This is a genomic window from Paenibacillus sp. Marseille-Q7038, from assembly GCF_965111595.1.
In genome coordinates, this window is sequence record NZ_CBCOOM010000002.1 from 22,505 (window position 1) to 45,770 (window position 23,266).

Genomic DNA, 23,266 nt, shown 5'->3' on the forward strand with positions numbered 1-23,266 from the left:
TTATTAAAGTTACAAATAATTCTTCATTCAACTAAACTGCTCGTTTGCATAACTAAAGAGAGAGCGTTCCAACTGGCAAGTCGCTTCCTGCTGTGTTCAACTATCGTTTTTTCGTTAGCTGAATGTTCAGAATCGTTTGTTCAATTTTTTATACAATTCTACTGAAACCACATTCCAACGGTTGGGAAGCTTTGTTATCCCCATCCACCATTTGTTACTTTTTGAAACCATATATTCAAATAAATAAATTTGTCCGTGTATAGCAAAATCGCAATTAAAATAAGTAGTGCTCCTCCAATTTTCATTAGAATAGAGCTATATTTTAATACCCATTTTGTCTTTCCTACAAAAAAACCCATAAAGATAAAAGGCAACCCGAATCCTAGAGTATAAGCAGTAATATTAATGAAGGTTTGACCTGGATATAAAACGGATGCATACATAATCGTTGCAAAAATGGGACCAATACAAGGTGTCCACCCTGCGGCAAAAATAATACCAACAAGAAAAGCAGTTAGTGAACTGTTTTTCGTTTTTATAAAAGGAATACGAAATTCTTTCATCAGAACTTTAGGTTGAAATATACCAATTAAAAACATTCCTACAATACCTATGAAAATCGCACCTAACATTCGGATAAGATCATTATAATCGTAGAAAAAGTTCCCAATTAAACTTGCTGAATAGCCAAGAACATAATATATAATCGAAAACCCTAAAACAAATAAGGTAGAATTAATTAATATAACTTTTGATAAATTCAAACTTTTATTCTCTTGTATATCTTTTCCGGATAATCCAGTTATAAACGATATGAAGGATGGATACAGTGGAAGAGTACATGGAGAAATGAAGGCCAGAATCCCACCACTAAACGCAAGCCAAATAGTAACTGAACTAGTCAATGTAATTCTCCTTTAATGGCATTTTATTCTACGGTCATCCCTTTGATTTATTCAAGGTTTATTTATCTTCATTCCCCTATTTTTCTCCTTTGAAAACAACAGTTTCATAACAGATTGAAGCCTCAATCATTTCAATCGCTCCACTTTCTTCGTAGACAGAATCGATACCCTTCTCACAATTTTCTTCATTTTCCCACTCAACTAAATAGCTAATTCTTTTGAGGTCTACCGATAGTATTTTGACTTCGCTCAATTTCATCTCCCTTCCTTCTTTACCACTTAACGTTAATTTTATTATTAAAGTTACGATTAATTCTTCATTCAACTAAACTGCCGGTTAGCTTAATCAAATAACTGTAACCTCCACCTGCAAGTGCGTTGGTCGACAACTTTCCAAGGTTCCAATTCCGGGAGGACAGATCCCTCCGGAACGTCTTGATATGCAAGCTTGGAAAAATTCATGTACATCTCATCTGAAATGTAGGTTTTCAAAAAAAAATCAACTTCCTATATTCACTCTTAAATTTAAAATATAGTAATATACCCATATCATGATAGATGTAAGAAGTGGACACTATACTAAAAAGTAAGCATTTGATCATATTTATTTTTGTTTGTTTTGTCCTAATTGTGGGAGGTTGTAGCTCCAGTTCTAACTCTCGCGAAAATGCTCAAGCTGTTAACAAGGCTATGGAAGCAGGAATACGTACTTTAGAGAAAAATACGATCTCAACGTTGAATTTACGGGCCACAAGTTTAATCCTCCCGATCTCGGGACGGACGTGGGGCTCTATGGACATTTGGCAGAAGATGCAGATATAGAAGTGTTTCTCCTTATTAACTATAAGACACTTGAGGTCATCACTGTAGGCGTTCCCGATGAGCTTAATCCATAATCGATTTCTACGGGACACCGTCCTGATATCATCTGGGGAGTATCACACATACATATATATATCTATATTTTATGTTATAATAGTTAAATTACGTTTTTTATAAACACAAATGACTTATATATAGGGATAAACAATCCTAGCGTACAGGAGGAACACATATGAACATGGAATCACAAACACAAGGAAAATCATTAAAAGATATTCCTTTCTCTATCCTTGACTTAGCCACGGTTACGGAAGGATCTAACATCCAGACGGCACTGCAAAATTCCCTGGATATTGCAAAACTAGCCGATGAATTGGGATATAACCGATTCTGGCTTGCAGAACATCACAATATGCCAGGAATCGCAAGTTCCGCTACTTCGGTTGTCATCGGCCATATCGCAGGCGGAACCAAACGAATTCGCGTCGGCTCAGGAGGCGTGATGCTCCCTAACCACGCTCCGCTTGTCATTGCCGAACAGTTCGGTACACTCGAATCTCTATTTCCTGGTCGGATTGACCTTGGACTTGGACGAGCTCCCGGTTCTGATCAGCTGACTTCACGCGCTCTGCGCCGAGGACCTGGCAGTGACGGACAAGATTTTCCGCGTCTTGAAGAACTGCAGAATTACTTCCACCCGACATCCAATTCGTCTATGCAAGTTCATGCCTATCCTGGACGTGATTTAGACATTCCGATTTGGTTGCTTGGTTCGAGCGGTTTCAGTGCAGAACTTGCGGGACAAAAGGTCTCCTTTCTCTTTTGCAAGCCATTTCGCACCAGATTACTTGTCGCCTGCGCTTGATATTTACCGGTCAAGTTTCAGACCATCTGAAGTACTCGATAAGCCTTATGCTATGGTTGCTCTAAACGCTTTTGTCGCTGATACAGATGAAGAGGCTCATTACTTATCCACTTCCCATAAAAGACAATTCCTAAATATGATTCGCGGACGTTTTGGACTGATGCGGCCGCCGGTAGAAGAGCTCGATTGGAACATGCAGGAGAAAGCGATCGTTCAAAACCAGCTCAGCTATTCAGTAATTGGCAGTCAAGACAGTGTTCGGGAACAACTCGAACGTTTCCTTGCTCAAACGGAGGCAGACGAGTTCATGATGACCACACCGATCTATGATCATCAGGCGAGACTCCACTCGATTAAACTGCTTGGAGAACTGATGAATAAATAATCATCTTTGCAATTAAAATCAAAATAATCTATATATAAAAAGCCGGAAGGCGAAACTTTCATCGTTTCGCTTCCGGCCTTTTTCTTTATTCCTATTTATTGTTTTTCTCTAGAGCTAACTTCCGTGTCTTGTGTTGTTTTCTTTGGCTTAGCTAAATTTTCGGTGATTTTCCGTCCTGTTGGCGTTTGAGCAAGACCACCTTGCGCTGTTTCTCGGTGACGACTTGGCATCGCACTGCCCACCTCCAACATCACATCAATCACTTCATCAGAAGGGATTGCACTTCTTACACCTGCCAGCGCCATATCTGCTGCCGCTAGTGCAGTTACCGCGCCTAAACCATTTCGAACAATACATGGGATCTCAACAAGTCCGGCTACCGATCACAGATCAGCCCCAGTGTGTTTTTCAGTGCAATACCTACCGCATGAACCACCTGCTCAGGAGTTCCTCCGCGCAGCTCAACCATCGCACCAGCTGCCATTCCAATGGCCGAACCCACTTCGGCCTGACAACCTCCTTCTGCACCTGAAATAAAGGAGTTATTCGCGATCACATATCCAATTGCACCGGCACAAAACAGTCCATTCACCATATGCTCATCACTCCAGCCAAACCGTTCTTGTGCACTAAGAAACACACCTGGAATAATTCCAGCCGAGCCGGCTGTAGGGGTGGCAACAATTCGCCCCATAGATGCATTCACTTCGGATACGCCGAGTGCATATGCCATCGCAAGAGTGGAAGCATCTCCTGAACAACTTTGGTTATTTTGCAAATAGTCACGAACACGCTGACCATCCCCGCCAGTAAGACCACTTCTAGAAGTTGTATCTTCTGTCATCCCTTTATGAACTGCTTGTTTCATAATTTCGTAATAGTCTGCCATTTGTTGAACCACTTCAGCCTCAGAAGTTCCTGTTTCCTTTACTTGTTCTTCAATCATTAAGGTGCCAAGTGTCTTATTTTCCTCGGTACAAATGGCATGAAGTTCTCTTAGATGTTTAAAACGCATCCTTACATTAGCCCCTTTTTCAAGTCAATTACTTTACAATCCAAAACATTTGGAAGCTGAATAAGTTTCGCCAGCACCTCAGGACAAGGAACGGTATCTAGCTCCATCGCGGTTAATGCTTCGCCCTCTCTTGCTTTTCGGTCGACCTGCATAAAGCCAATATTAACGCCCGACTCACTGATGATCGAAGTGACCGAAGCAATCATTCCTGATTTATCGATATGGCGAAGGACAAGCGCAGGGAAATCCCCCGTCAGCTGTACTCGGAAATCATTTAAATGAGATACGACAACGCTGCCGCCTCCAATCGAAGCTCCCATCATGGAACAGGTCTGATCGTTTGCCTTTAATTCAAATTTCACTGTATTGGGATGGGCAGCGGGAAGTCCGCTTGTCACAATCTCGTATTGCATGCCAAGTTTCTCTGCCCATTCTTCTGCATCAGGTATACGGGGGTCATCGGTAGCCATACTCATTAGACCACTTAGAAGAGCTAGATCGGTACCATGACCTTGATATGTATCCGCAAAAGAACCATATAACGTCATCTTCGCTTGGACTGGTTGTTCTCCAAGCCACTGACGAGCAATTCGTCCAAGCTTAACCGCTCCTGCTGTATGAGAACTCGATGGTCCTGTCATTGCGGGTCCAATAATAGAAAAAACGTCTTTAAATCTCATGTTGTACTCCCCCATGTGTGCATGTATTACACGTGAAGACTACAGGAATTACCTGCCATCTCCCGCAAAAAAGGACAGAAGAAGGGCATATCACTCTTCTCTGTCCTTGGTATTTGAATGTTTCGCCACTTACCAATATAGCAATACTCAGATTAATCGAAATAAGTTGGCGGTGTCAATAATAACTCTGACATCCATCATACAAAAGGATCTATCCAAGTTATATATCCGTATATTTTTATTTATTTTCCCTACTGTTCCCGCCTCGCATTCCTTCTATGCAGCATGCAGCTTTCTTCGTAATATGATGTTGCAAATTTCCTCAGACTTGCTGACTATAGCCTGTTTGATTCCTGGAGAAGGGGTTAAATATAGAATGTAACACACTATACTACAATCAGATAAGGAGAGGTTAATGATGACACAAAACAACAAAAACGAAAAAATGAGTCGCGAAGAGGCTGGCCGTATGGGCGGAGAAGCTACTTCTAAAAATCATGACCGCGAATTCTTCCAGGAGATTGGAAGTAAAGGTGGAGAAGCCACTTCCGATTCCCATGATCGCGAGTTCTACCAAGAAATTGGTGAAAAAGGTGGAGAAGCTACAGCTAAGAATCATGACAAAGAATTCTATCAAGAGATTGGCAGCAAAGGCGGAAACGCACGCGGTAACAATGACCAAGATGGTAATGACGGTAAAATGAGCCGTGAAGAAGCGGGCCGCAAAGGCGGACAAGCTAGATCTCGCAAAAACTAATTACAAACAAAATTATCACATTAGCTGATATGACAATAAGGCCAAGGTAACCTTGAATAGGTGACCTTGGCCTTGTCATGTTTTTGACGAAAACTCGAAAATCGCCAGTGGGTATAGGATACTCTTAACCGAAACGTCCCATAATATATTCTTGGGTAGACTGATTTGCCGGATTAGAAAAGATTTTTTCTGTAACATCACGTTCAATCAGATTCCCCATGTAGAAGTACGAGGTATAATCTGAAATCCGTGCTGCCTGCTGCATGTTATGAGTCACGATGACAATACGTAATTCTTTTTTAAGTTCGGTAATTAGTTCTTCAATCTTCCCCGTAGATACGGGATCGAGTGCAGATGCTGGTTCATCGAGCAGAAGAATTTGCGGCTCCACCGATAATGCACGAGCAATACATAAACGTTGCTGCTGCCCACCGGATAGTGCCAGGGCTGAATCTTTAAGTCGATCCTTTACCTCATCCCATAGCGCTGCACGACGAAGACTTTTCTCCACAATCTCATCGAGCTGCTTCTTGTTCTTCACTCCGCGATACTTAGGTCCGAACGCAATATTGTTATAGATCGATTTATGAAAAGGATTCGGCTTCTGCCATACCATTCCGATTTGTTGACGAAGTTTGATTACGTCGGTTCCTGGCGCATTCAGATCTTTCCCGTTCATCCATATATGGCCAGTAACTCGAGCACCCGCAATCTCATCGTTCATCCGATTTAAAGAACGAAGAAAGGTAGATTTCCCGCATCCCGATGGACCAATCAGTGCCGTAACTGTATTCTCAGGAAACTCCATACTGATTTTTTTCACTGCTTCTTTATCCCCGTAAAAAACACTTAGATCCTCTGTACTAAATGGTTGTTGTGCCATTACAGCTGTACCTCCCTATATACAAAAAACAATTAGTTCATGCGTTTCGCAGCAGTCATCCGGCGATATACAAAACGTCCAAGCCAGCGAGCGAATAAGTTAAATAGCAGAACCATAATCACGAGAACAGCAGAAGCACCCGCTGCGATCTCAGCTGCATCCGGTTTAAGCTGTTCACTATTGACCTTCCAGATGTGTACGGCAAGTGTCTCTGCAGGACGCATCGGATTCAGCGGAGATCTTTCACTGAATGGATTCCAATTCGTAAAGTCGAGCGGCGGACTACTCATTCCTGCAGTAAACATCAGAGCAGCTGCTTCACCAAAGATCCGGCCAGCTGCAAGAATCGTTCCTGTAATCATGGCTGGCAAAGCTACAGGAAGCAGGATGGAAGTGATAATCTTCCACTTCGATAAACCAAGAGCAAGTCCCGCCTCTTTCTGTGCTTTAGGAACAGAACGGAAAGCTTGCTCGGTCGTCCGAACCATAAGCGGCAGGTTAAATACCGCAAGTGCAAGTGCACCCGACAGTAGAGAAAATCCAAAACCAAACGTATTTACGAGAACAAGTAAACCGAAAAGACCGATAACGATGGACGGAAAGGAGGATAATACCTCAACGACCAAACGAATCATGTTTGTAATTTTACCCGGTTTCGCATATTCAGCCATATATATTCCGGCTCCCCATCCAAGCGGGATCGTAATAATCAAGGTAAGGATGAGAAGGTATATGGAGTTAAATAGCTGTGGTCCAATCCCGCCACCTGCCCGTAAGTTCTGTGGTTTGCTAGTTAGGAAATCCCAACTGATATGTCCAATTCCGCGGAAAATAATAAATCCAAGAAGACCTACCAGGATGGCCACAATCGCAAGTGCAAAGGTAACGATAACCCCAGTAGCAATTCGATCGACTGTTTTCGGCTTCATCATACCCGATTTCTCCTTTCAAGCAAGCGAACAAGTAATACAAAGATAAAGGTCATAAGAAGAAGCACAAGCGCCATACTCCATAGCGCATTATTATGAACAGAACCTGAAGCTGTATTCCCCATGCTAAGTGTAATTACACTGGTGAGTGTTGATGCAGATTCCAGAAGTGAATTCGGAACATGCGGTGCATTACCAATAACCATCTGTACAGCAAGTGCTTCACCGAAAGCCCGTGCCATTCCGAGAACAACTCCTGTTAAGAGCGCAGGAAGTACCGTAGGAATGACTACACCTGTTATGGTTTGCCAGCGAGTTGCACCCAGTGCATAGGAAGATTCTCTAAGACCACCAGGCAGAGAAGTAATGGCGTCTGCCATAATACTTGTAATCGTTGGAAGAATCATGACGGATAACACAAGACAGCCTGCTAAAATTCCGACCCCCGTACCTCCAAAGATGGAACGGATCAACGGAACAATGACGGTAAGTCCAACAAATCCATAAACAACAGAAGGAATACCAGACAAGAGTTCAATGGCTGGCTGCAAGATTCGCTTTCCTTTACCCGGTACAATCTCAGTCATGAATAAAGCGGCACATAATGCTAAAGGACTTGCAATCAGTGCAGCAAGAATCGTTACTGTAAAGGAACCTACGATAAACGGAAGCGCGCCATAGGTAGGTTCATCACCCGTCGGATTCCAAGTTCCGGATGTAAAGAACTCTAGCGGACTCACTCCATCTTTCATAAAAGTAGTCAAGCCCTTGGAAGCAACAAAAAAGACAATCGATATATTAACTACAACAAGAAAGACAACACAGATGGACGTGTATATTTTACCGATCCAATCTTCATAATAATGCTTTTCCCGTTTCGGGCGAGGCTTGTGCGCATGATCCGTGTTCGCTACACTCATCAAGAACCATCCTTTTTAAATCATTTTAGTATAATTCTGTATCTCATCTAAAAACCGAACGAAAGAGGTCGAGCAATAATTCAGCCCGCCTCTTATCGATCTATATCTCATTGTTTAACAAATGTACTCTATCTTATTTCTCGGTAATATTACCTTCCGCGTCACGCACAACTTGCATATCGCTAACAGGGATGTAACCAAGGTCTACCACATACGTTTTTTGAATGTCGTCAGACAGCATGTAGTCAAGGAAAGCTTTTACGACTTCATTTGGCTCGCCATTTGTATACATATGTTCATAAGCCCATACCGCATATTCACCCGTTTGAATGTTCTCTACGGTAGCTTCTACCCCATTATATTTAATGGCTGCGATACTATCATCAAGGTAAGACAGAGCTAGATATCCGATCGCTCCTGGTGTTTCAGTAATGATTTTCTTAACGGTACCGGAGGAATCTTCTTGAATAGATCCTTGTAATTCAGGAGCACTTTGACCTAGAGCATACTTTTCAAAAGTAGCACGAGTTCCTGAACTTGATGGACGGTTAACGATAACAATTTTTTGATCTGCTCCGCCAACTTCCTTCCAGTTCGTTATTTTACCAGTGAAGATATCAACCAATTGTTGTTGAGTCAGGTCATCAACACCTACATCTTTATTCGCTACAACTGACATTCCTACAACAGCGACTTGATGGTCAACCAAGGTTTTCGCTTGTTCAGCATCCAATTTTTCTTCTGCGAATACATCGGAGTTACCGATATCAGCTTGTTTGTCAGCAACTTGAGTAAGTCCTGTTCCACTACCGCCACCCTGTACTTGTACGGTAATCTCTTCATTTCCTTCCACTTCCATAAAATCTTGTCCCGCTTGATCAACCAACGGTTGAAGTGCTGAAGATCCAACGGCGAGAATCGATCCGCTTAATTTATCATCTGTAGAACCAGCCGTATCTGAGCCAGAACCGCAAGCGGCCAGTACGACAGTCATTGCGAGTGTTGTCATAAGTAAAGGAAATTTTTTCGCTTTCTTGAACATGTTAGGTTGTCCTCCCCCAAATTGTGTGTGGCGTTTATTTGTTTACCACGTTTGACTATGTTTTTATTGTAAAGCTAGTGCATCAATATAAACTTTATGTTTTGTAAACGTGCTATTAAATATGTATATATATTTTTTTCTATGAGTTGATATAATTAATCTATAACGAAAAAATCATATAGCGTGTTTATACTAGAGGTTGTCCTCTTTGATCGTTTCCTATCCCGTATATTCGTTTGTAAAATGAATGAACAGAAGTGAGGTACCACCATGAATGTGAATGTAATCAAATTTCAAATTCTCGTTCTCATTGATCGTTACAATAAAGTAACGGATGTCGCTAGAGAACTCCAAATGAAGCAGCCCACGGTTTCTTTCCATATGAAAAGCTTAGAGAAAGATATGGGTGTTCCCATATACAGTGCTCAGCAAGGAAGAATGATGTTAACCGATGCAGGAAGGGCCATCCTTCCTCATGCCAAACAAATTCTTGCGCTTACCGATACCGTGAAACGAACGGTTCAGCAATTCAGCTCGCTCGGACAAGGTGATGTTCTAATCCATACCGATTCGCTTGCGGCAGAAAATGTCTTGCCTGAGGTGATGAGCCATTTCGCATCAGCGTATCCAGGAATTACGGTGCGAAGCAGCTTAATCGGTGATTCATATGGAGAAGGGAAGACAGAGGATTCTTTTTTACTTGTACGTACCGAAAAACAACCCCTCCCCCAGGAACCGGAATCAAGTGATTATGTACTATTGCAGCAAGATCAGCTCGTGCTTGTTTCGGCAAAAAATCATCCTCTATTAATGAGCGATTCTGTAAAACCCAGTGATCTGTCTCAAATCTTATTCGTTGACTATGAAAGCCAAGGGTTGCTTGGCAAATATACAGATCAATTTACGGAACGAACAAATATTCATTTGTGGAAAAGGATATCTGCGGCTACACCTCAAGCAGCGCTGAGGACTGTTTCTTTAGGAAATGCATTTACCTTTTTACCTGCGAGTATGCTCTCTTCTACCTCAGCCAATATCATCTCAATGCCCATTCCAGGTCTGGAAGAAAAAGATGTTAGCCTCTGCACCTATTTATATAGAAGAAAAGATCTATCACCAGCTACGTCTGCATTTTGGAACTTCATTACATCCTGATGCACCCATCCCATTCGCAGTTCATATATATGACCATAGGCTATGAACCAACATTCGGAATGGGAGTTGATTGTTTTGTCTTTTTCCACATTTCCTTCACCTACTCCACTGACACCTGGTCAGGGAGGAAGTGCTCCGCTCCAATCTTTATTAGGATCCATAAATATCGGGAGTTTAACGGCTACACCAGGTGCAACTCAGGGTGTTCCTGCAAATCTTTTAGGTTCACTACCTTCTCCGCCATACCAGGCTTTGCAACATTATCAATTGTTAACTTCTAATCCAACGCAGGCCCAAACGCTTGTAGCACAATCCGGTCAGCAAATGGGCCCCGGTGGATCACCTTGGCAGATACCGGGTGGGGGTGGTTTCCCTAGAGGGTTTCCTGGTGGTGGATCGGGTGGTGGTCCCGGTGGTGGGCCTGGCGGGTTCCCCGGATTTCCAGGCGGAGGACCATTTGGTCCCATCGGTTCAACGCCAGGAATAGGCGGCCTTTTGGGGCCTGGCGGACTTTCAAATCCCGGCAATATCCTCGGGAATATTTTGCCGGGCCTTGGTGGTCCTAGGGAGGAAGATAACGAGTTCGAACTTACCGAATCGGACTCAGAATCTCAGCTTACCGAATATCGAAATGCACGGTTCCCTTGGTCGCTCCCCTTCTGTACAAATCGCTGGGCCGTTATCATTACAGGCCCTAATCCATTTAATCTTACGGTTCGTTTAGGGATTGTGCTCTTCACTAATCCTGCAGTAACTGTGTTTCTGCAAACGCAGCCCTATCCAATCATTCAAGCGTTTCCAACATGGCAAATTTTATATATCCAGTGTTTCTAATCCATACGAAAAACCTTGCCTCCATGTATGGCGACAAGGTTTTTTTCTTACTTTAATATGATTGTACTATAGGGAGGAAGGCTTACTGTACCGTTCTGGATACTAGCTTGATCATCCGTTTGATGCAATATTGCAGAGAAATGAGGCTCTTTTTCAGACAAGCTTACTTCTTTCATTTCATTAGATAGATTATGAACAACCAGCACCTGCTCACTTGCTGTTGCTCTTATATAAGAAAGAACTTGATCATCCTTTACAGAATAGTCTGCTACAGCACCATCTCGCAACGCCGCTGTTCCTGTTCTCCACTCAATAAGATTTCGATATTGGGATAAAAGCGATGACGGATCTGTGAGCTGGGCTTCTACATTCACCGAATCATCATCCAGATTATGTTTTGCTGTCTCCCAAGTTGTCTGTCCGATGTTGCCGTCCCTGCTTTTGCTCCACAGCATAGGCTCCCGGATTTCTTCATCAGGTTTTGAACCCTTCATCCCAATCTCTTCCCCGTAATAAAGGAATGGATTACCCGGGAGTGTCAGCATTATAGCTGCAGCCATGCGTGCATGATCTTTATTTCCGCTGAACTGACTCATGACACGGTTTTGATCATGGTTAGCAAGGAATATCGCATCCACGAATTCTCCTTGTGATTTCTCCGCGAACAGCTCATAGTTGCGGACCCATTGAATCAAAAATCCGCCGTTTTGCTCACCACTTACCGTCCGAATGATTTGATCAGCCAGTCCAAAGTTAAAACCGGAATCAAATGCATTTTCTAAATAAGGGGCAATAGATACTGGGGAGTTCTCCCACACTTCTCCTACAATATAAGCATCTTCCTTCACTTCATTCATCGCTGCTCGAAATTCCTGCCACCATGCTACATTTTTTGTAGTGGTCTCCGGACTCCGGTCACTTTGTAAATCCTCGTAGATGTGTTTTGCTGCATCCAGACGGAATCCGTCAAAACCTTGGGTAAGCCAAAACTTCCCGATTTTCATCATCTCTTCGCGAACGATTTCCTGATCAAAGTTCAGATCCGGCATACCGCTCCAGAAGGTTCCCAGATAATGATTACCGTTCTTCTCATGCCATGCCGGGCCGCTACTTGCTGCACTGAGTCCGGATGGATCTACATTCAGATCTTCTGCCCATCTATACCATGCACGGTGAGTGTTATCTGAGGAGGCTGCAGACTGGGTAAACCAAGGATGCTCTGTGCTCGTATGGTTAACGACCAGATCCATAATGACTTTCATCCCCCGCTCATGTGCTTCTTCTAATAGATGTTGTACATCTTCCATCGTGCCATATTCCGGATTTATTCCGTAATAGTCCGTGACATCATATCCGTGATAACTAGGTGACGGGTTAATCGGCATAAGCCAAATTCCTTCTACCCCGAGATCGTCACCTCCGGGTTTCCCATCATTTAAATAATCCAGCTTTTCTATAACCCCGTTTAAATCTCCAATGCCATCGCCATCTGAATCATAAAAAGATCGAACAAAGATTTCATAATATACTCGGCCCGGCTGTTCATCAATAACAGCTGCAGAATCAGAACCGTTAGAAGCAGGCGGATCTGCCTGCCCCTGTGTATGATCGGGTTCTTGCTGCTCCTGGGGATCGGTTCTGTCCCCATTATTGGCTGCATCACTGCAGGCCGCTGTGAGACAGATAGAACATATCAATATACTTGCACCCATCCATTTCTTCCAAGCGAACTTATCCTTAAGAATAGGTATCACCCTTTCGTTGCGCCTGCTGTCAGCCCATCAACGAGGAAGCGCTGCAAGAACATATAGAGAAGTGTGATCGGTACAGCAACGAGAACGGAACCTGCAGCAAACAAAGTGAATTCTGTACTGGAATAACTATTTACAAGCTCATAAAGTCCAACAGCAAGTGTCCAATTTTCACGTGACCGCAGAATAAGCCTCGCAAAAATAAAATCAACCCATGCGCCGCTGAATGTCATTAGTGAAATATACGTAATGATGGGTCTCGAAAGCGGCAGAATAATACTAACAAAGATTCGCATATGACTTGCTCCATCAAGTAAAGCCGACTCTTCGAGCGCTCTAGGAATCGTATCGAAGAATCCCTTGGCAACGAACATTCCGAGTGCCGCACCCGATGTATATACGAGAATCAGTGCCAGCGGTGAATCAAGCAGGTTCATCTGCAGCAACATAACGTACACCGCAATCATGCTCATAAATCCAGGGAACATCCCCAGAATAAGAACGACGGACATCGCTGTTTTACGTCCTTTAAAACGGAAACGAGACATGGCATATGCCGTGAGAACTTGAATGATCGTTCCAAGTATCATACTTGTGACTGCGATCTTCAGTGTATTTCCGTACCACTTCAAGAAAGGAATATCCTTATCCGCCTGAGGCTTAAAGAGGTCTACATAATGCTGTATAGTGAACTTTTCAGGAATGATGGTCTCACTATACAAGGAGTCCCCCAGTTTAAAGGAAGACATAATAATCCACAAAGCAGGATAGATACATACAATCGCTATGAGTATCAGCAAAATATAGCTAAAAGTAAGCTTAATTCTCTTTTTTCTTTTCATTGAATCATATCCTCCTCTTTAAACGAACGGCTTCTACGATAGTTGTAGATTGAGAACGAGGCAATGATTAAGAAAATAAGAATCCCGATCGCAGAGGCAAAGTTGTATCTTTGATTATCAAGCGTCAGTTTGTACAGCCAAGTAACAAGCAAATCCGTACTTCCGGCAAACGCATAATCTCCATTCGCGGGAGCACCGCCTGTTAACAGGAAAATCACGTTAAAGTTATTGATATTCCCAGCAAACTGCATTATCAGAATCGGTGCAGTCTGAAACAGAACAAATGGCATTGTAATATTGCGGAATTTTTGGAATCCGGAAGCCCCATCTACTTCAGCAGCTTCATATAAATCTTTTGGAATCGCCGTTAATACCCCGAGCACGAGAATCATAGATACAGGGATCCCGATCCACATGTTAACGAGAATAACGGTCACCTTCGCCATAAACGGATCATTAAGCCATGGAACTTGCCCCAATCCGAGCATACCGAGATACTGATTAATGGGCCCGAACTGAGAGTTCAGGATATTTTTCATGATAAGTAAAGAAATGAATTGCGGAATCGCATAAGGAAGTATAAAAATAGTACGCCACATCGTTTTGAAGCGAATACCATGCTGCTGAATCAGGAGTGCGACGAGTATACCGCCAAAATAAGTAGTCACTGTAGCTACGACAGCCCAGATAATCGTCCAGGTCAAAACACCATAGAACGTTTTACTCCAGGCTTTCAGGGTAAAGAGACTTTTGAATGTCTCAAGTCCAACCCAGTCTACCAGGTTCTTTGGCGGAATATGATCCGGTGCAGAATAATTGGTAAATGCCATTAGAATCATGAACAGAATCGGAAGAACTGTGAAAAAGAGTACGCCGACCGTTGGTAGCGAAAGCAGTAAATAAGGAAATCCTTTATCAAGGAGATGCTTAGTGGTATCCCGGAAAGAAGGTGCTTCTTTTCCTTCATCGCGAAGCTGACCGATTCTCCGAGCATCCCGGATGTTACCGATATAAAATAATACGAACAGCACGATATAGATCAATGCAGCAAGTCCGTAAATCATCATAAAAATAGAATGGTCCCCAGGGACGTTCTGATAGAGTCTTCCTACCTTCTCCATTCGAGAAGGTGCATCACCCAGTGTTACGAGACCCCATAAGTTCGCTCCGAACTGTGCAATGATGAGATAAATACTAATGATCTCAGCAAGCATGAAAATGGCACCTTTCACCCACTGACGGTGATAGAATTGTCCAAGTCCCATAAACAATGCTGAAAGTATGGTCCCTTTACGGGCATGGCTTGCTCCGGCTGTTTGCGGTTTGCCGGTTGACATCATGGTGGAGGATTGTCCTTTACTCATCGTATGTTCCCAGCCCTTCCTTCCGGAAAATAGTGATGAACCACCTCCGGAGATATGATGTTCCGGCGGTGGCCTCTTTTTTATCTGCTATTTGAATCCATTACATAACTCATTTCTATTCTTTTTAAGATCCAGTCTGAATGTTGCTCTTCATTTGTTCTACAACATTATCCATCACTGCTTTAGGATCCTTACCGTTATTCCACAAGTCAGACAATGCAGCTTCCATTGGGGACCATAACTGAGCCATTGCAGGAATGGAAGGCATCGGAATGGAGTTCTCAAATTGGGCAAGGAAGGCCGAAGCAATCTCATCGTTTTTCACAGCTTCACTTGCCGCTGCTTCTGTATTCGCCGGAAGTGCTCCTGTCATTTCAAAGTTTTTCATTTGGTTTTCTGAATTGGTAATAAATTCAGCAAACAATTTTGCTGCATTAGGATATTTTGTGTAGGCATTTACAAAATAGCTTTTCACCCCAGAGAAAGGTTTCATGGGATCACCATTGGGAAGAGCAGGATATACTCCTACACCCAGATTCGTTACGCCTTCTTTCAGAGAACCTACATCCCAAGGACCGCTAATATTCATAGCGAGTTTACCCGAAGTAAATAAGGATTTACGAATATCGCCGTTAACATCAGAAGATTTAAGCGGCATGAGTTCTTTTAGTGACTGAAGGAAGGTAGCTGCTTCTATACCTTGTTCACTGTTCAAACCGATATCTGTTGGATCTGTGCCGTCACTGCCGAATACATAAGCACCGTATCCCCCGAAGAAAGGATAAGAGCTATAACCGTTTCCTACATCCCACATAATGGCGAACTTATTGGCTTTCGTATCGTTAAAAGTAGCTGCGAATTCCTTAACTTCATCCCAATTGGCTGGAACTGCGTCAATCAGATCCTTATTGTAAAATACAGCCGTTGTCTCTACAGACTTCGGATATCCATATAAGATGTCTTCATAAGTTAAAGCATTTACAGCAATCTCACTGTTTCTTGCTCGAATATCTTCTTCAAACCAGTCATTCGGCATAATTACACCCGCGGTTACCCCTTGCCCTATTTGATCATGTACACCGGAAAATATGTCAGCACCAACACCAGCCGGTCCATCCGTAACCATTTGGGTCATCCCTTTATCCGCACCAAGTTCCGTGTAAGATACTTTGACTCCATACTTCTCTTCAAATGCAGCGGCTGCCTGTTCCACAAAACCTTTTTGGTCTCCGCCGTCCCAGATCGTAAGCATCGCTCCTTCTTCTGGCGTAAGTTCTTCGATTTCAGCAGGAGGTGCTTCATTATCCGGGGTAGTTCCTGCTTCTCCAGGATTGGTAGAAGTATCGTTACCTCCACTGCCGCATGCAGCAAGCAAAACCGTCATTGCAAGTGAGATTGACATGAAACTGAATTTTTTCCCTTTTTTCATTTGTAATCATCCCTTCCCCTTTTTTTGCTGCGCATACACCCTCTTTTGTCACTGTATGTACACAGCAACAAAAACCCACTGAACTTGTTCGAATCGGCAGAGATTCTCTGTTTCTTCACTGCCTTTCAGAAATCAGAATCAACGATATTCTCCATTGTGCAAACGTTTGTCTTGATTCGTAAATTTCTGCTTTCATTCGCTAAGTATTCAGTGTATGTATTCTAAAAACATGTAAATATTGGTAGGTAAGCGCTTTATTATCAAATTAATCATACCTGACAAAACCATTTTGTTAAAACGTTTGCACAGTTCAAATTCGTCCATATTACGCTACTTTCTATAATAAACCTAATATTTACTCTTTATTACAATGTCTACCTTTTATTTTCTCCGATTTATAACTGAAATGTTGATAAGACATGATTTTTCTTATTAAGAAACGTAAGAAACCGTATCGTTTTCCAGTAAAATAATGACATAATGGCAGTAAACTAACAAAATTCTTCATTTACAAAGTGGTAAATTATGAATTACCATATCGATACAACGCAAACGGTTTCATTAAGGAGTGAAAGTAAGTGGCGGTAACGATCAAAGACGTAGCAAAACTGGCAGGTGTATCTCCTTCCACTGTATCCCGTGTGCTTTCTGGACATCCTCGTATCAGTCACAAAACAGCTAGTAAAGTACGCGATATCATGCAGGAACTTGGTTACCATCCCAATATCATGGCAAAAAGTCTTGTATCCAAAACAACCAAGAGTATTGGGGTAATCTTGCCTAAACCGGCAGAAGAATTATTCCTCAATACCTTTTTTATGGAACTCATTCGAGGAATTGTCACCCAGGCAAATCGATCGGGATATGATATTGTCATCAGTTCGGGTGCGAATGAACAGGAAGAAGTCAGCGCTGTTCAACGGCTGGTATATGGCGGACGTGTAGATGGAGCGATCTTACTCTATTCCAGGCAGAATGACCCTGTTGTCGAATTTTTATATCAGGAGAATTTTCCTTTTGTACTGGTTGGAAGAAACGAGCAATATCCTGACCTTCTATCTGTCGATACGGATAATATACAAGCAGCCTATGATGCTACTCGTCATCTGATCTCGTTCGGGCATGAACGGATCGGTTTTGTAAGCGGACCAAAAAATTTAATGGTATCGAAAGATCGATTAAACGGCTATCATCAAGCCATGAAAGAAGCAGGACTTACGGTGAAGCCAGACTGGATTGTGGAAGATGATTTCTTGCAGGAGAGCGGATACCGAGCCATGTCATTCTTCATGAATTTACCTGAACGCCCCACCGCGCTCGTTGTCATTGATGATGTAGTCAGCTTCGGAGTTCTTCGCGGTCTGAACGAGCTTGGATTCAAGGTCCCTTCTGACTTATGTATTGTCAGCTTTAATAACAATCCCCTGTCGGAATTGTATAGCCCACCCCTAAGCAGTGTAGATATCGGGATCTATCATCTAGGATATGTCGCCTCACAAGCACTCATTCAGGCCATACAAGATGAGGATAAGTCCTTATTCAGTAAACGTCATATCATTCCTCATCGGCTGATTGTTAGAGAATCATCCATGCATCATCTCTCTAAGCGAACGATATAGTTTCTACACACACCTGCTCATGAAAAACAGCACAGTACCCGCAGTCTTTATAGACAGCGGGTACCTTCGTTTTCTACTCTCCCTCATCTGATGACCCCTTCTGATCCAGCACTTTGTTCTTAATCAGTGTAATAAATTCAAGCTTCATACTCTGCAGAGCATCTTCTTCAGGCATCGGAATATATTTGCTTAATAGCCGCATATCAGATTCAAACATATCTAGTAACTCTTCCATTGCGGCCGTATCCCCTTGCTGTACATCATGAACAAGTCTTAGGAACTCATTCTCTCCGATAGACTCTGAATTGTTTTTCTTCTCCATTTGTTCACCGCCTGCTGACTAATATTCAGTGCTTTTGCAATCTCTGCCTCACTTTGATCTTCCAAATAAAATAAACGAATGACTTTTTGTCCCGTAACCGAGGGAATCAGTCCGAGAATATACTCAATGAACAGTTTGGATTCGATCTCCTGCTCAGGAGATAAGGTCGAGATTAATAGCAGTTCTGTTTTTAATGGAAGCTCTCTTTGCCGTTCGGCACGAACACGATACTGAAGACGCCACGCGATTCGTTTGAGTTCTTTTTGATAATAGTGGACGGTACTACTCATAACTAACACCTCTTTTTTCAAATTATAGGAACATTTGTTCCCTCTTTGTTGCTATTATAATCCCTCCACCTTTTTCTTCCAAGTCCTAAATTAAAAAGTAGTTATTCCTACTCTTTCTTCTCTAGGTCTTTTGACCTTCACCTACTCACTGATTCAATCTGCCAATCTCTAGGTACAGTTAGATAAGGAAACTTTCAGCTACAGAAGAAGGTCACCACTTAAGAAAAAAATATTTTTATAACGGGTTGTATTTTTACTCTTCTCAACTCCTATATTAGTGAACAACAAAATAAATGAGAGAAGAAAGAGGAGGAATAAATATGAGCTGCAAACAAGAAAATTTAGTAGTTGAAACACTGGTGGTACCGGGGAACATTAATATTGATATTGCTTCCGCCAAAGCGGGTGACGAGCGCAGATTAATGCTCAGTGATAATCCAGAGACACTGACACAAGAGATTCTGACAGAGCCGTTCTCGACACTTTGGCATGATGTGGTAGTCACTTCCAAACGATCGATGAAACACCGCATCTTTGGATGGCACTACAATCGTACAGGTGCTCCCGTGCGAATTGGAGTGACTATTGAAAACAAAGATGAGGAGCAGATCGAAGTTCGTCACATCGAAAGAGATCTGAAGCTTAGTCCCTCAACAGGACACTGGATTATTGATGTGGGGCAATGTCTTGCCAAGTCATGCATAGGCGGTACTTTGGATCGACTGAAACCGGTAGACCCTTATAAATTCGGTAAAAGAGTGTCTCTTATTGAGGAGTTTATAGTCGAGGATGACGTGCTTGCAGGGTTTATCTATGAATTCACTGTAGAACACGCAAGCGGCAAGGGCGGGCAGAATTACGAGATTCGAACCGTTGTCTCAAAAATAGAAGATAAGGATCTTCGCGAGATTACCTCCGCTCCTATTGCTCCTCGGCCTGCACCACAAGCGCATCCTCGCGGCAGCTGGACTTTCTCTGAGACCGATGCAACTACTCCTGTATATCGGGTGGGACAAAGTGCTAACTATCGCACCTGTGCCGGTACGAAACTAACGGGAGAACTTCCTGCCGATCTGCTCTTCACTGCGGACAGCAGCACGCTTCCTGCATCCATGACAAACCGCGGACAATTCGGAGCTGTCTATCAAGTAAATATTCCGATTCTTAATGAGACCAACCGAGAGGCTGTCGTTCGTATTCGAGTGAACCCTCGCGGTGGTGCCTTTGCTGGGGCAGCACTCATTGATGGTAAAACCTACGGTATTCCCCTTCTTCGCAATAATACACAGGCAAGTCCCATTGCGGACGTTACTGTTCCACCGGGTGCAAGCTCTTATTCCTTCAAATACATGACGGCGGGCAGCGCAAGTACACCACTTGGCATTTATGTAACGACCCTGACGCAAGAAGTGTAATAAAAATCTACGATTCATGATTTATCTATCAAGATCAACTAAGGATCCCTCGCTATCCATCCCCACAAAAAAAGCCTTGCCCCAACCGAGTTATACTCGGACGAAGGGCAAGGCTTTATAGTGACTATAGAGACCAATCACGATCAGTCTACAATCAGGACGCTGGAATGATCAATTGTTGACCTACTTGCAGCGTGTATACATTGCTAATCTTGTTTGCTTTTACAATAGCATTCCAATCTACTCCATACTTCAAGCCAATACGGTACAGGTTATCCCCTTTTTTCACCACGTGTACTTTGTCTTTGCTCGCTTCCGGTTTGGACGGCTTCTGCGGCTTAGACGGTTGTACTGGGGTCGATGGTTTCTCTGGTGTTGGTGTTGGCGTAGGAATCGGAGTCGGTGTTGGTTCCGGTGCAGCCGTTGTATTGCCTGCCAGATTCAATGCATACTTACCGAATCCATCTTTTCCTTCACCTAGATAGGTCATCACTTTGCTCAGTTCTGGATCTGATTCCACTAATTTTTTCGCTTCTGTCGCTGTATTAAAAATAACTTCTGGATTCCCGCTTACTGCGGAGAATGACCAGTTTCCATCCGCAGATGGATTAATCGTTTTGTTCTCCGTAATATAATCAATGATGACTTGGCGGCTCTCATCGGGTGCAGCGAGGACAATTCGTTTCCCATCTGGATTAGCAAGTTTGGAAGATCCCGCACGGTAGTTATTGGTTGCTACGATAAATTTCTTCTGCAAGTCGATCGCTTTCCCTTCAAATTGAAGGTTCTTAATGCGGCTCGCTGAAGCATTGACTATATTTCCTTTTGCATCATATTTACTCGGCTGGGTTACATCGATTTCGTAGGTTACGCCGTCAATCACATCGAAGTTATACGTCGGAAAATCAAGATTAACCAGCTCTTGTTCTCCCGCCTTACTCGGATCAATCTGATTGAACTGTCCTGCAGACCATTCGAGCCATTCTTTAATCTCTGCTCCGTTCACTTCCACCGCATGTAGTGTATTCGGGTACACATAGAGATCTGCTACGTTCTTGATTGCAATCGTTCCTGTAGGGATATCCGTGTAGTAGTCCGCCCCCATACGTCCGCCTGCTTTAAAAGGAGCACCTGCAGACAATACCGGAGTACCTTCGTATTTAGTGCCTTTCAGTTTGTTCTCGATATACCATTTCTGCGCATTCGTTACAATCTGAATGGAAGGATCATCTTGTACAAGTGCAAAATAGCTCGTGATCGGCGCCGTTGTCGTTCCTACCGGCCCACGCACATAATCCACTGTCGCTTTATGCTCGTCCGCTATGGAAGCTACGATCTCTTTGTCTGCTTCGACGATTGCTTTTTTATTTGCTGCATCATAAATTGGGCTTGATACCGATTTTGAATCTACCACTTTCCATTTACCATCTACCTGCTCTAACTGTAAATCAATAACCCCCAGATTATCTCCCCAAGCTCCAGGTTCTACAGCGGCAACACCATTAATCGTCCCTTTTTCAAGATTCACACCTTTTTGATCTGCAAATGCACTTCCGGGGAAAACCTTATGGGCATGTCCGAACAGAATGGCATCAATACCATCCACTTCACTCAGCGGAAGAACCGCATTCTCTGCCATATCCGCCGGCGGATTCTGGTCGTAACCGGTATGAGCAAGAGCAACGATAAGATCTGCCCCTTTTTCTTTCATTTCAGGAACAAACTTCGCTGCCGTTTTTACAATATCTTTGGCAATGACTTTACCTGTAAGGGAAGAACTGTCCCACTGCATGATCTGTGGAGTAACTAGTCCAATCACGCCCACTTTCAGTGTATGTTCCTTACCGGATTCATCTTTTACTTTCTTCTCAATCATTTCATAAGGTTTAAAATAGTTCACGTCGTTGCTTTCATCCTTATCGCCATCATCTTTATAAATATTTGCGTTCACATAAGGAAAATCAGCGCCTTTAAGCGTTTGATTCAAGAAATCAAGTCCATAGTTAAACTCATGGTTCCCAAGCGTTGCTGCATCATAATCCAGCAGATTCATTGCTTTATATACAGGGTGAACCTCAGCACCCTTCAGCGGCTTCACTTTGGCTACATAATCACCGAGCGGATTGCCTTGAATAAGATCACCATTATCAAACAAAAGACTATTGGTCGCTTCACTCCGAGCTTGTTTAATGAGGGTAGCGGTTCTTGCCAGACCATACGTTTCAATTTCCTGATCACTGTAGTAATCATAATCCAGCAGATTCACGTGAATATCAGTTGTCTCCAGAATACGAAGTTTCACTTTTGCTGCATCCGCAGCAGAGACAGGTTGTCCTGGAATAGCGAATAATTGAAACAACAAAGCCGCGGTAGTCAGACCTGCTAATAATGGTTTACGTGATCTCAAAAGAACCCCTCCAAATTTTCATCCCAATAGTACTGGAAATAATATACTTCTGACAGATATTCTAAACTATTTATTCTTGGTATAAAAGTGTAAATTTAACTAAAATATCACCTTTAAGTGTACTTTTATACAAAAAAAGAAAGAAAGAACGATCTATACGATCGCCTTTCTTTCTAAAGACACTAAGCTATAAGGTCATGTGATATTTATGCTTCCCATACCTGTTTTTCTTGCCCTTTACCTGTATATTCAATCCGGTTTGGAGTGATATCCAAAATGACGTAGTTCGGGTCTTCCGGCCCGCTGAACCATTTGCTAAACTCATCATTCCACAGTTTCTTACGCAGACCGCCGTCCTTCGTTACACTCGCGGTTCCTTCTATCTCAAGTATATCTTTGGTACCGCCGGCTTCGTAACCCATCAGTAAGCTTACATTCGGGTTATCCTCGAGCTCCTCTACCTTATGAGTGCAGCGGTTTGTTGCCATATGAATGTTCAGACCATCATTAAAAACAGCCATGTATCTTAATTTCGGTTTCCCTCCCTCTACAGTTGCCAAGGAACCAAAATGATTATTCTCTATGCCCGTTATAATTGCACGTTCAAGATCTGTTTTATTCATTGTATTTGTCTC

The 23,266-nt window shown here is 42.9% G+C and carries 20 protein-coding genes and 2 pseudogenes; 6 read left to right on the forward strand and 16 right to left on the reverse strand.

All coding sequences use genetic code 11. The features are described 5' to 3' along the window. Positions 1-194: 194 nt before the first annotated feature. Together ACWPWY_RS17185 and ACWPWY_RS17190 are read right to left on the reverse strand one after the other, a co-directional pair. Entirely contained in the window at positions 195-905 is a 711-nt protein-coding gene (locus tag ACWPWY_RS17185; RefSeq protein WP_454192940.1) for a cytochrome c biogenesis CcdA family protein, read from the reverse strand. 76 nt (positions 906-981) lie between these two features. Beyond that, positions 982-1,230 carry a hypothetical protein gene (locus tag ACWPWY_RS17190; protein WP_454192941.1) on the reverse strand — a complete coding sequence of 83 codons (249 nt, stop codon included), beginning with the start codon at positions 1,228-1,230 and terminating at the stop codon, positions 982-984. 735 nt (positions 1,231-1,965) lie between these two features. Here ACWPWY_RS17190 and ACWPWY_RS17195 point away from each other — a divergent pair. After that, positions 1,966-2,977, forward strand: a pseudogene (locus ACWPWY_RS17195) (LLM class flavin-dependent oxidoreductase). A 95-nt stretch (positions 2,978-3,072) separates the two neighbouring features. Here the strand turns inward: ACWPWY_RS17195 and sdaAA are convergent. Next, positions 3,073-3,992, reverse strand: a pseudogene (sdaAA, locus tag ACWPWY_RS17200) (L-serine ammonia-lyase, iron-sulfur-dependent, subunit alpha). 2 nt (positions 3,993-3,994) lie between these two features. Beyond that, positions 3,995-4,672, reverse strand: coding sequence for an L-serine ammonia-lyase, iron-sulfur-dependent subunit beta (gene sdaAB / locus ACWPWY_RS17205; RefSeq protein ID WP_454192942.1), 678 nt, complete (start codon positions 4,670-4,672; stop codon positions 3,995-3,997). Between the two features lie 418 nt (positions 4,673-5,090). Between sdaAB and ACWPWY_RS17210 the strand changes: the two genes are divergently transcribed. Beyond that, positions 5,091-5,429 (forward strand): KGG domain-containing protein, encoded by a 339-nt coding sequence (locus ACWPWY_RS17210; protein WP_454193881.1) that lies wholly within the window; start codon positions 5,091-5,093, stop codon positions 5,427-5,429. A gap of 124 nt (positions 5,430-5,553) precedes the next feature. Here ACWPWY_RS17210 and pstB read toward each other — a convergent pair whose 3' ends face one another. The 4 genes from pstB to ACWPWY_RS17230 all read right to left on the reverse strand — a co-directional run bounded on the left by pstB (position 5,554) and on the right by ACWPWY_RS17230 (position 9,203). Then, entirely contained in the window at positions 5,554-6,312 is a 759-nt protein-coding gene (pstB, locus tag ACWPWY_RS17215) for a phosphate ABC transporter ATP-binding protein PstB (RefSeq protein WP_454192943.1), read from the reverse strand. A 32-nt stretch (positions 6,313-6,344) separates the two neighbouring features. Further along, positions 6,345-7,241, reverse strand: a complete 897-nt coding sequence (pstA, locus tag ACWPWY_RS17220; RefSeq protein ID WP_454193882.1) for a phosphate ABC transporter permease PstA — start codon at positions 7,239-7,241, stop codon at positions 6,345-6,347. Next, positions 7,241-8,161, reverse strand: a complete 921-nt coding sequence (pstC, locus tag ACWPWY_RS17225; RefSeq protein WP_454192944.1) for a phosphate ABC transporter permease subunit PstC — start codon at positions 8,159-8,161, stop codon at positions 7,241-7,243. Before pstC ends, pstA begins: the two co-directional genes overlap by 1 nt. Positions 8,162-8,294: 133 nt before the next feature. After that, positions 8,295-9,203 carry a phosphate ABC transporter substrate-binding protein PstS family protein gene (locus ACWPWY_RS17230; RefSeq protein ID WP_454192945.1) on the reverse strand — a complete coding sequence of 303 codons (909 nt, stop codon included), beginning with the start codon at positions 9,201-9,203 and terminating at the stop codon, positions 8,295-8,297. 270 nt (positions 9,204-9,473) lie between these two features. Between ACWPWY_RS17230 and ACWPWY_RS17235 the strand changes: the two genes are divergently transcribed. Beyond that, on the forward strand, positions 9,474-10,358 hold the full coding sequence (locus ACWPWY_RS17235; RefSeq protein WP_454192946.1) for a LysR family transcriptional regulator: 885 nt from the start codon (positions 9,474-9,476) through the stop codon (positions 10,356-10,358). A gap of 75 nt (positions 10,359-10,433) precedes the next feature. Continuing rightward, positions 10,434-11,192: a hypothetical protein gene (locus tag ACWPWY_RS17240; RefSeq protein ID WP_454192947.1), complete on the forward strand. Its 759-nt coding sequence runs from the start codon at positions 10,434-10,436 to the stop codon at positions 11,190-11,192. A 47-nt stretch (positions 11,193-11,239) separates the two neighbouring features. On the opposite strand, the gene ACWPWY_RS17245 is transcribed toward ACWPWY_RS17240, so the two are convergent. The 4 genes from ACWPWY_RS17245 to ACWPWY_RS17260 form a co-directional block, all read right to left on the reverse strand. After that, a complete protein-coding gene (locus tag ACWPWY_RS17245; protein ID WP_454192948.1) occupies positions 11,240-12,946 on the reverse strand; it encodes an alpha-amylase family glycosyl hydrolase in 1,707 nt (568 codons plus the stop codon). Then, on the reverse strand, positions 12,943-13,785 hold the full coding sequence (locus ACWPWY_RS17250; RefSeq protein ID WP_454192949.1) for a sugar ABC transporter permease: 843 nt from the start codon (positions 13,783-13,785) through the stop codon (positions 12,943-12,945). The genes ACWPWY_RS17245 and ACWPWY_RS17250 overlap by 4 nt, the downstream gene beginning before the upstream one ends. Next, positions 13,782-15,122, reverse strand: a complete 1,341-nt coding sequence (locus tag ACWPWY_RS17255) for a carbohydrate ABC transporter permease (protein ID WP_454193883.1) — start codon at positions 15,120-15,122, stop codon at positions 13,782-13,784. The genes ACWPWY_RS17250 and ACWPWY_RS17255 overlap by 4 nt, the downstream gene beginning before the upstream one ends. 151 nt (positions 15,123-15,273) lie before the next feature. Then, positions 15,274-16,578 (reverse strand): sugar ABC transporter substrate-binding protein, encoded by a 1,305-nt coding sequence (locus ACWPWY_RS17260; RefSeq protein ID WP_454192950.1) that lies wholly within the window; start codon positions 16,576-16,578, stop codon positions 15,274-15,276. Between the two features lie 578 nt (positions 16,579-17,156). Between ACWPWY_RS17260 and ACWPWY_RS17265 the strand changes: the two genes are divergently transcribed. Further along, positions 17,157-18,197, forward strand: coding sequence for a LacI family DNA-binding transcriptional regulator (locus ACWPWY_RS17265; RefSeq protein ID WP_454192951.1), 1,041 nt, complete (start codon positions 17,157-17,159; stop codon positions 18,195-18,197). A 73-nt stretch (positions 18,198-18,270) separates the two neighbouring features. Here ACWPWY_RS17265 and ACWPWY_RS17270 read toward each other — a convergent pair whose 3' ends face one another. Further along, a complete protein-coding gene (locus tag ACWPWY_RS17270; protein WP_454192952.1) occupies positions 18,271-18,519 on the reverse strand; it encodes a helix-turn-helix domain-containing protein in 249 nt (82 codons plus the stop codon). Then, a complete protein-coding gene (locus ACWPWY_RS17275) occupies positions 18,471-18,809 on the reverse strand; it encodes an RNA polymerase sigma factor (RefSeq protein WP_454192953.1) in 339 nt (112 codons plus the stop codon). The genes ACWPWY_RS17270 and ACWPWY_RS17275 overlap by 49 nt, the downstream gene beginning before the upstream one ends. Positions 18,810-19,129: 320 nt before the next feature. Between ACWPWY_RS17275 and ACWPWY_RS17280 the strand changes: the two genes are divergently transcribed. Further along, positions 19,130-20,224 (forward strand): hypothetical protein, encoded by a 1,095-nt coding sequence (locus ACWPWY_RS17280; RefSeq protein WP_454192954.1) that lies wholly within the window; start codon positions 19,130-19,132, stop codon positions 20,222-20,224. 154 nt (positions 20,225-20,378) lie between these two features. On the opposite strand, the gene ACWPWY_RS17285 is transcribed toward ACWPWY_RS17280, so the two are convergent. Then, the gene (locus tag ACWPWY_RS17285) at positions 20,379-22,631 is read right to left on the reverse strand and encodes a bifunctional 2',3'-cyclic-nucleotide 2'-phosphodiesterase/3'-nucleotidase (RefSeq protein WP_454192955.1); all 2,253 of its coding nucleotides are present in this window, start codon (positions 22,629-22,631) and stop codon (positions 20,379-20,381) included. 206 nt (positions 22,632-22,837) lie between these two features. Continuing rightward, complete coding sequence (locus ACWPWY_RS17290; protein ID WP_454192956.1) at positions 22,838-23,254, reverse strand: pyridoxamine 5'-phosphate oxidase family protein; 417 nt, start codon at positions 23,252-23,254, stop codon at positions 22,838-22,840. Positions 23,255-23,266: the final 12 nt, after the last annotated feature.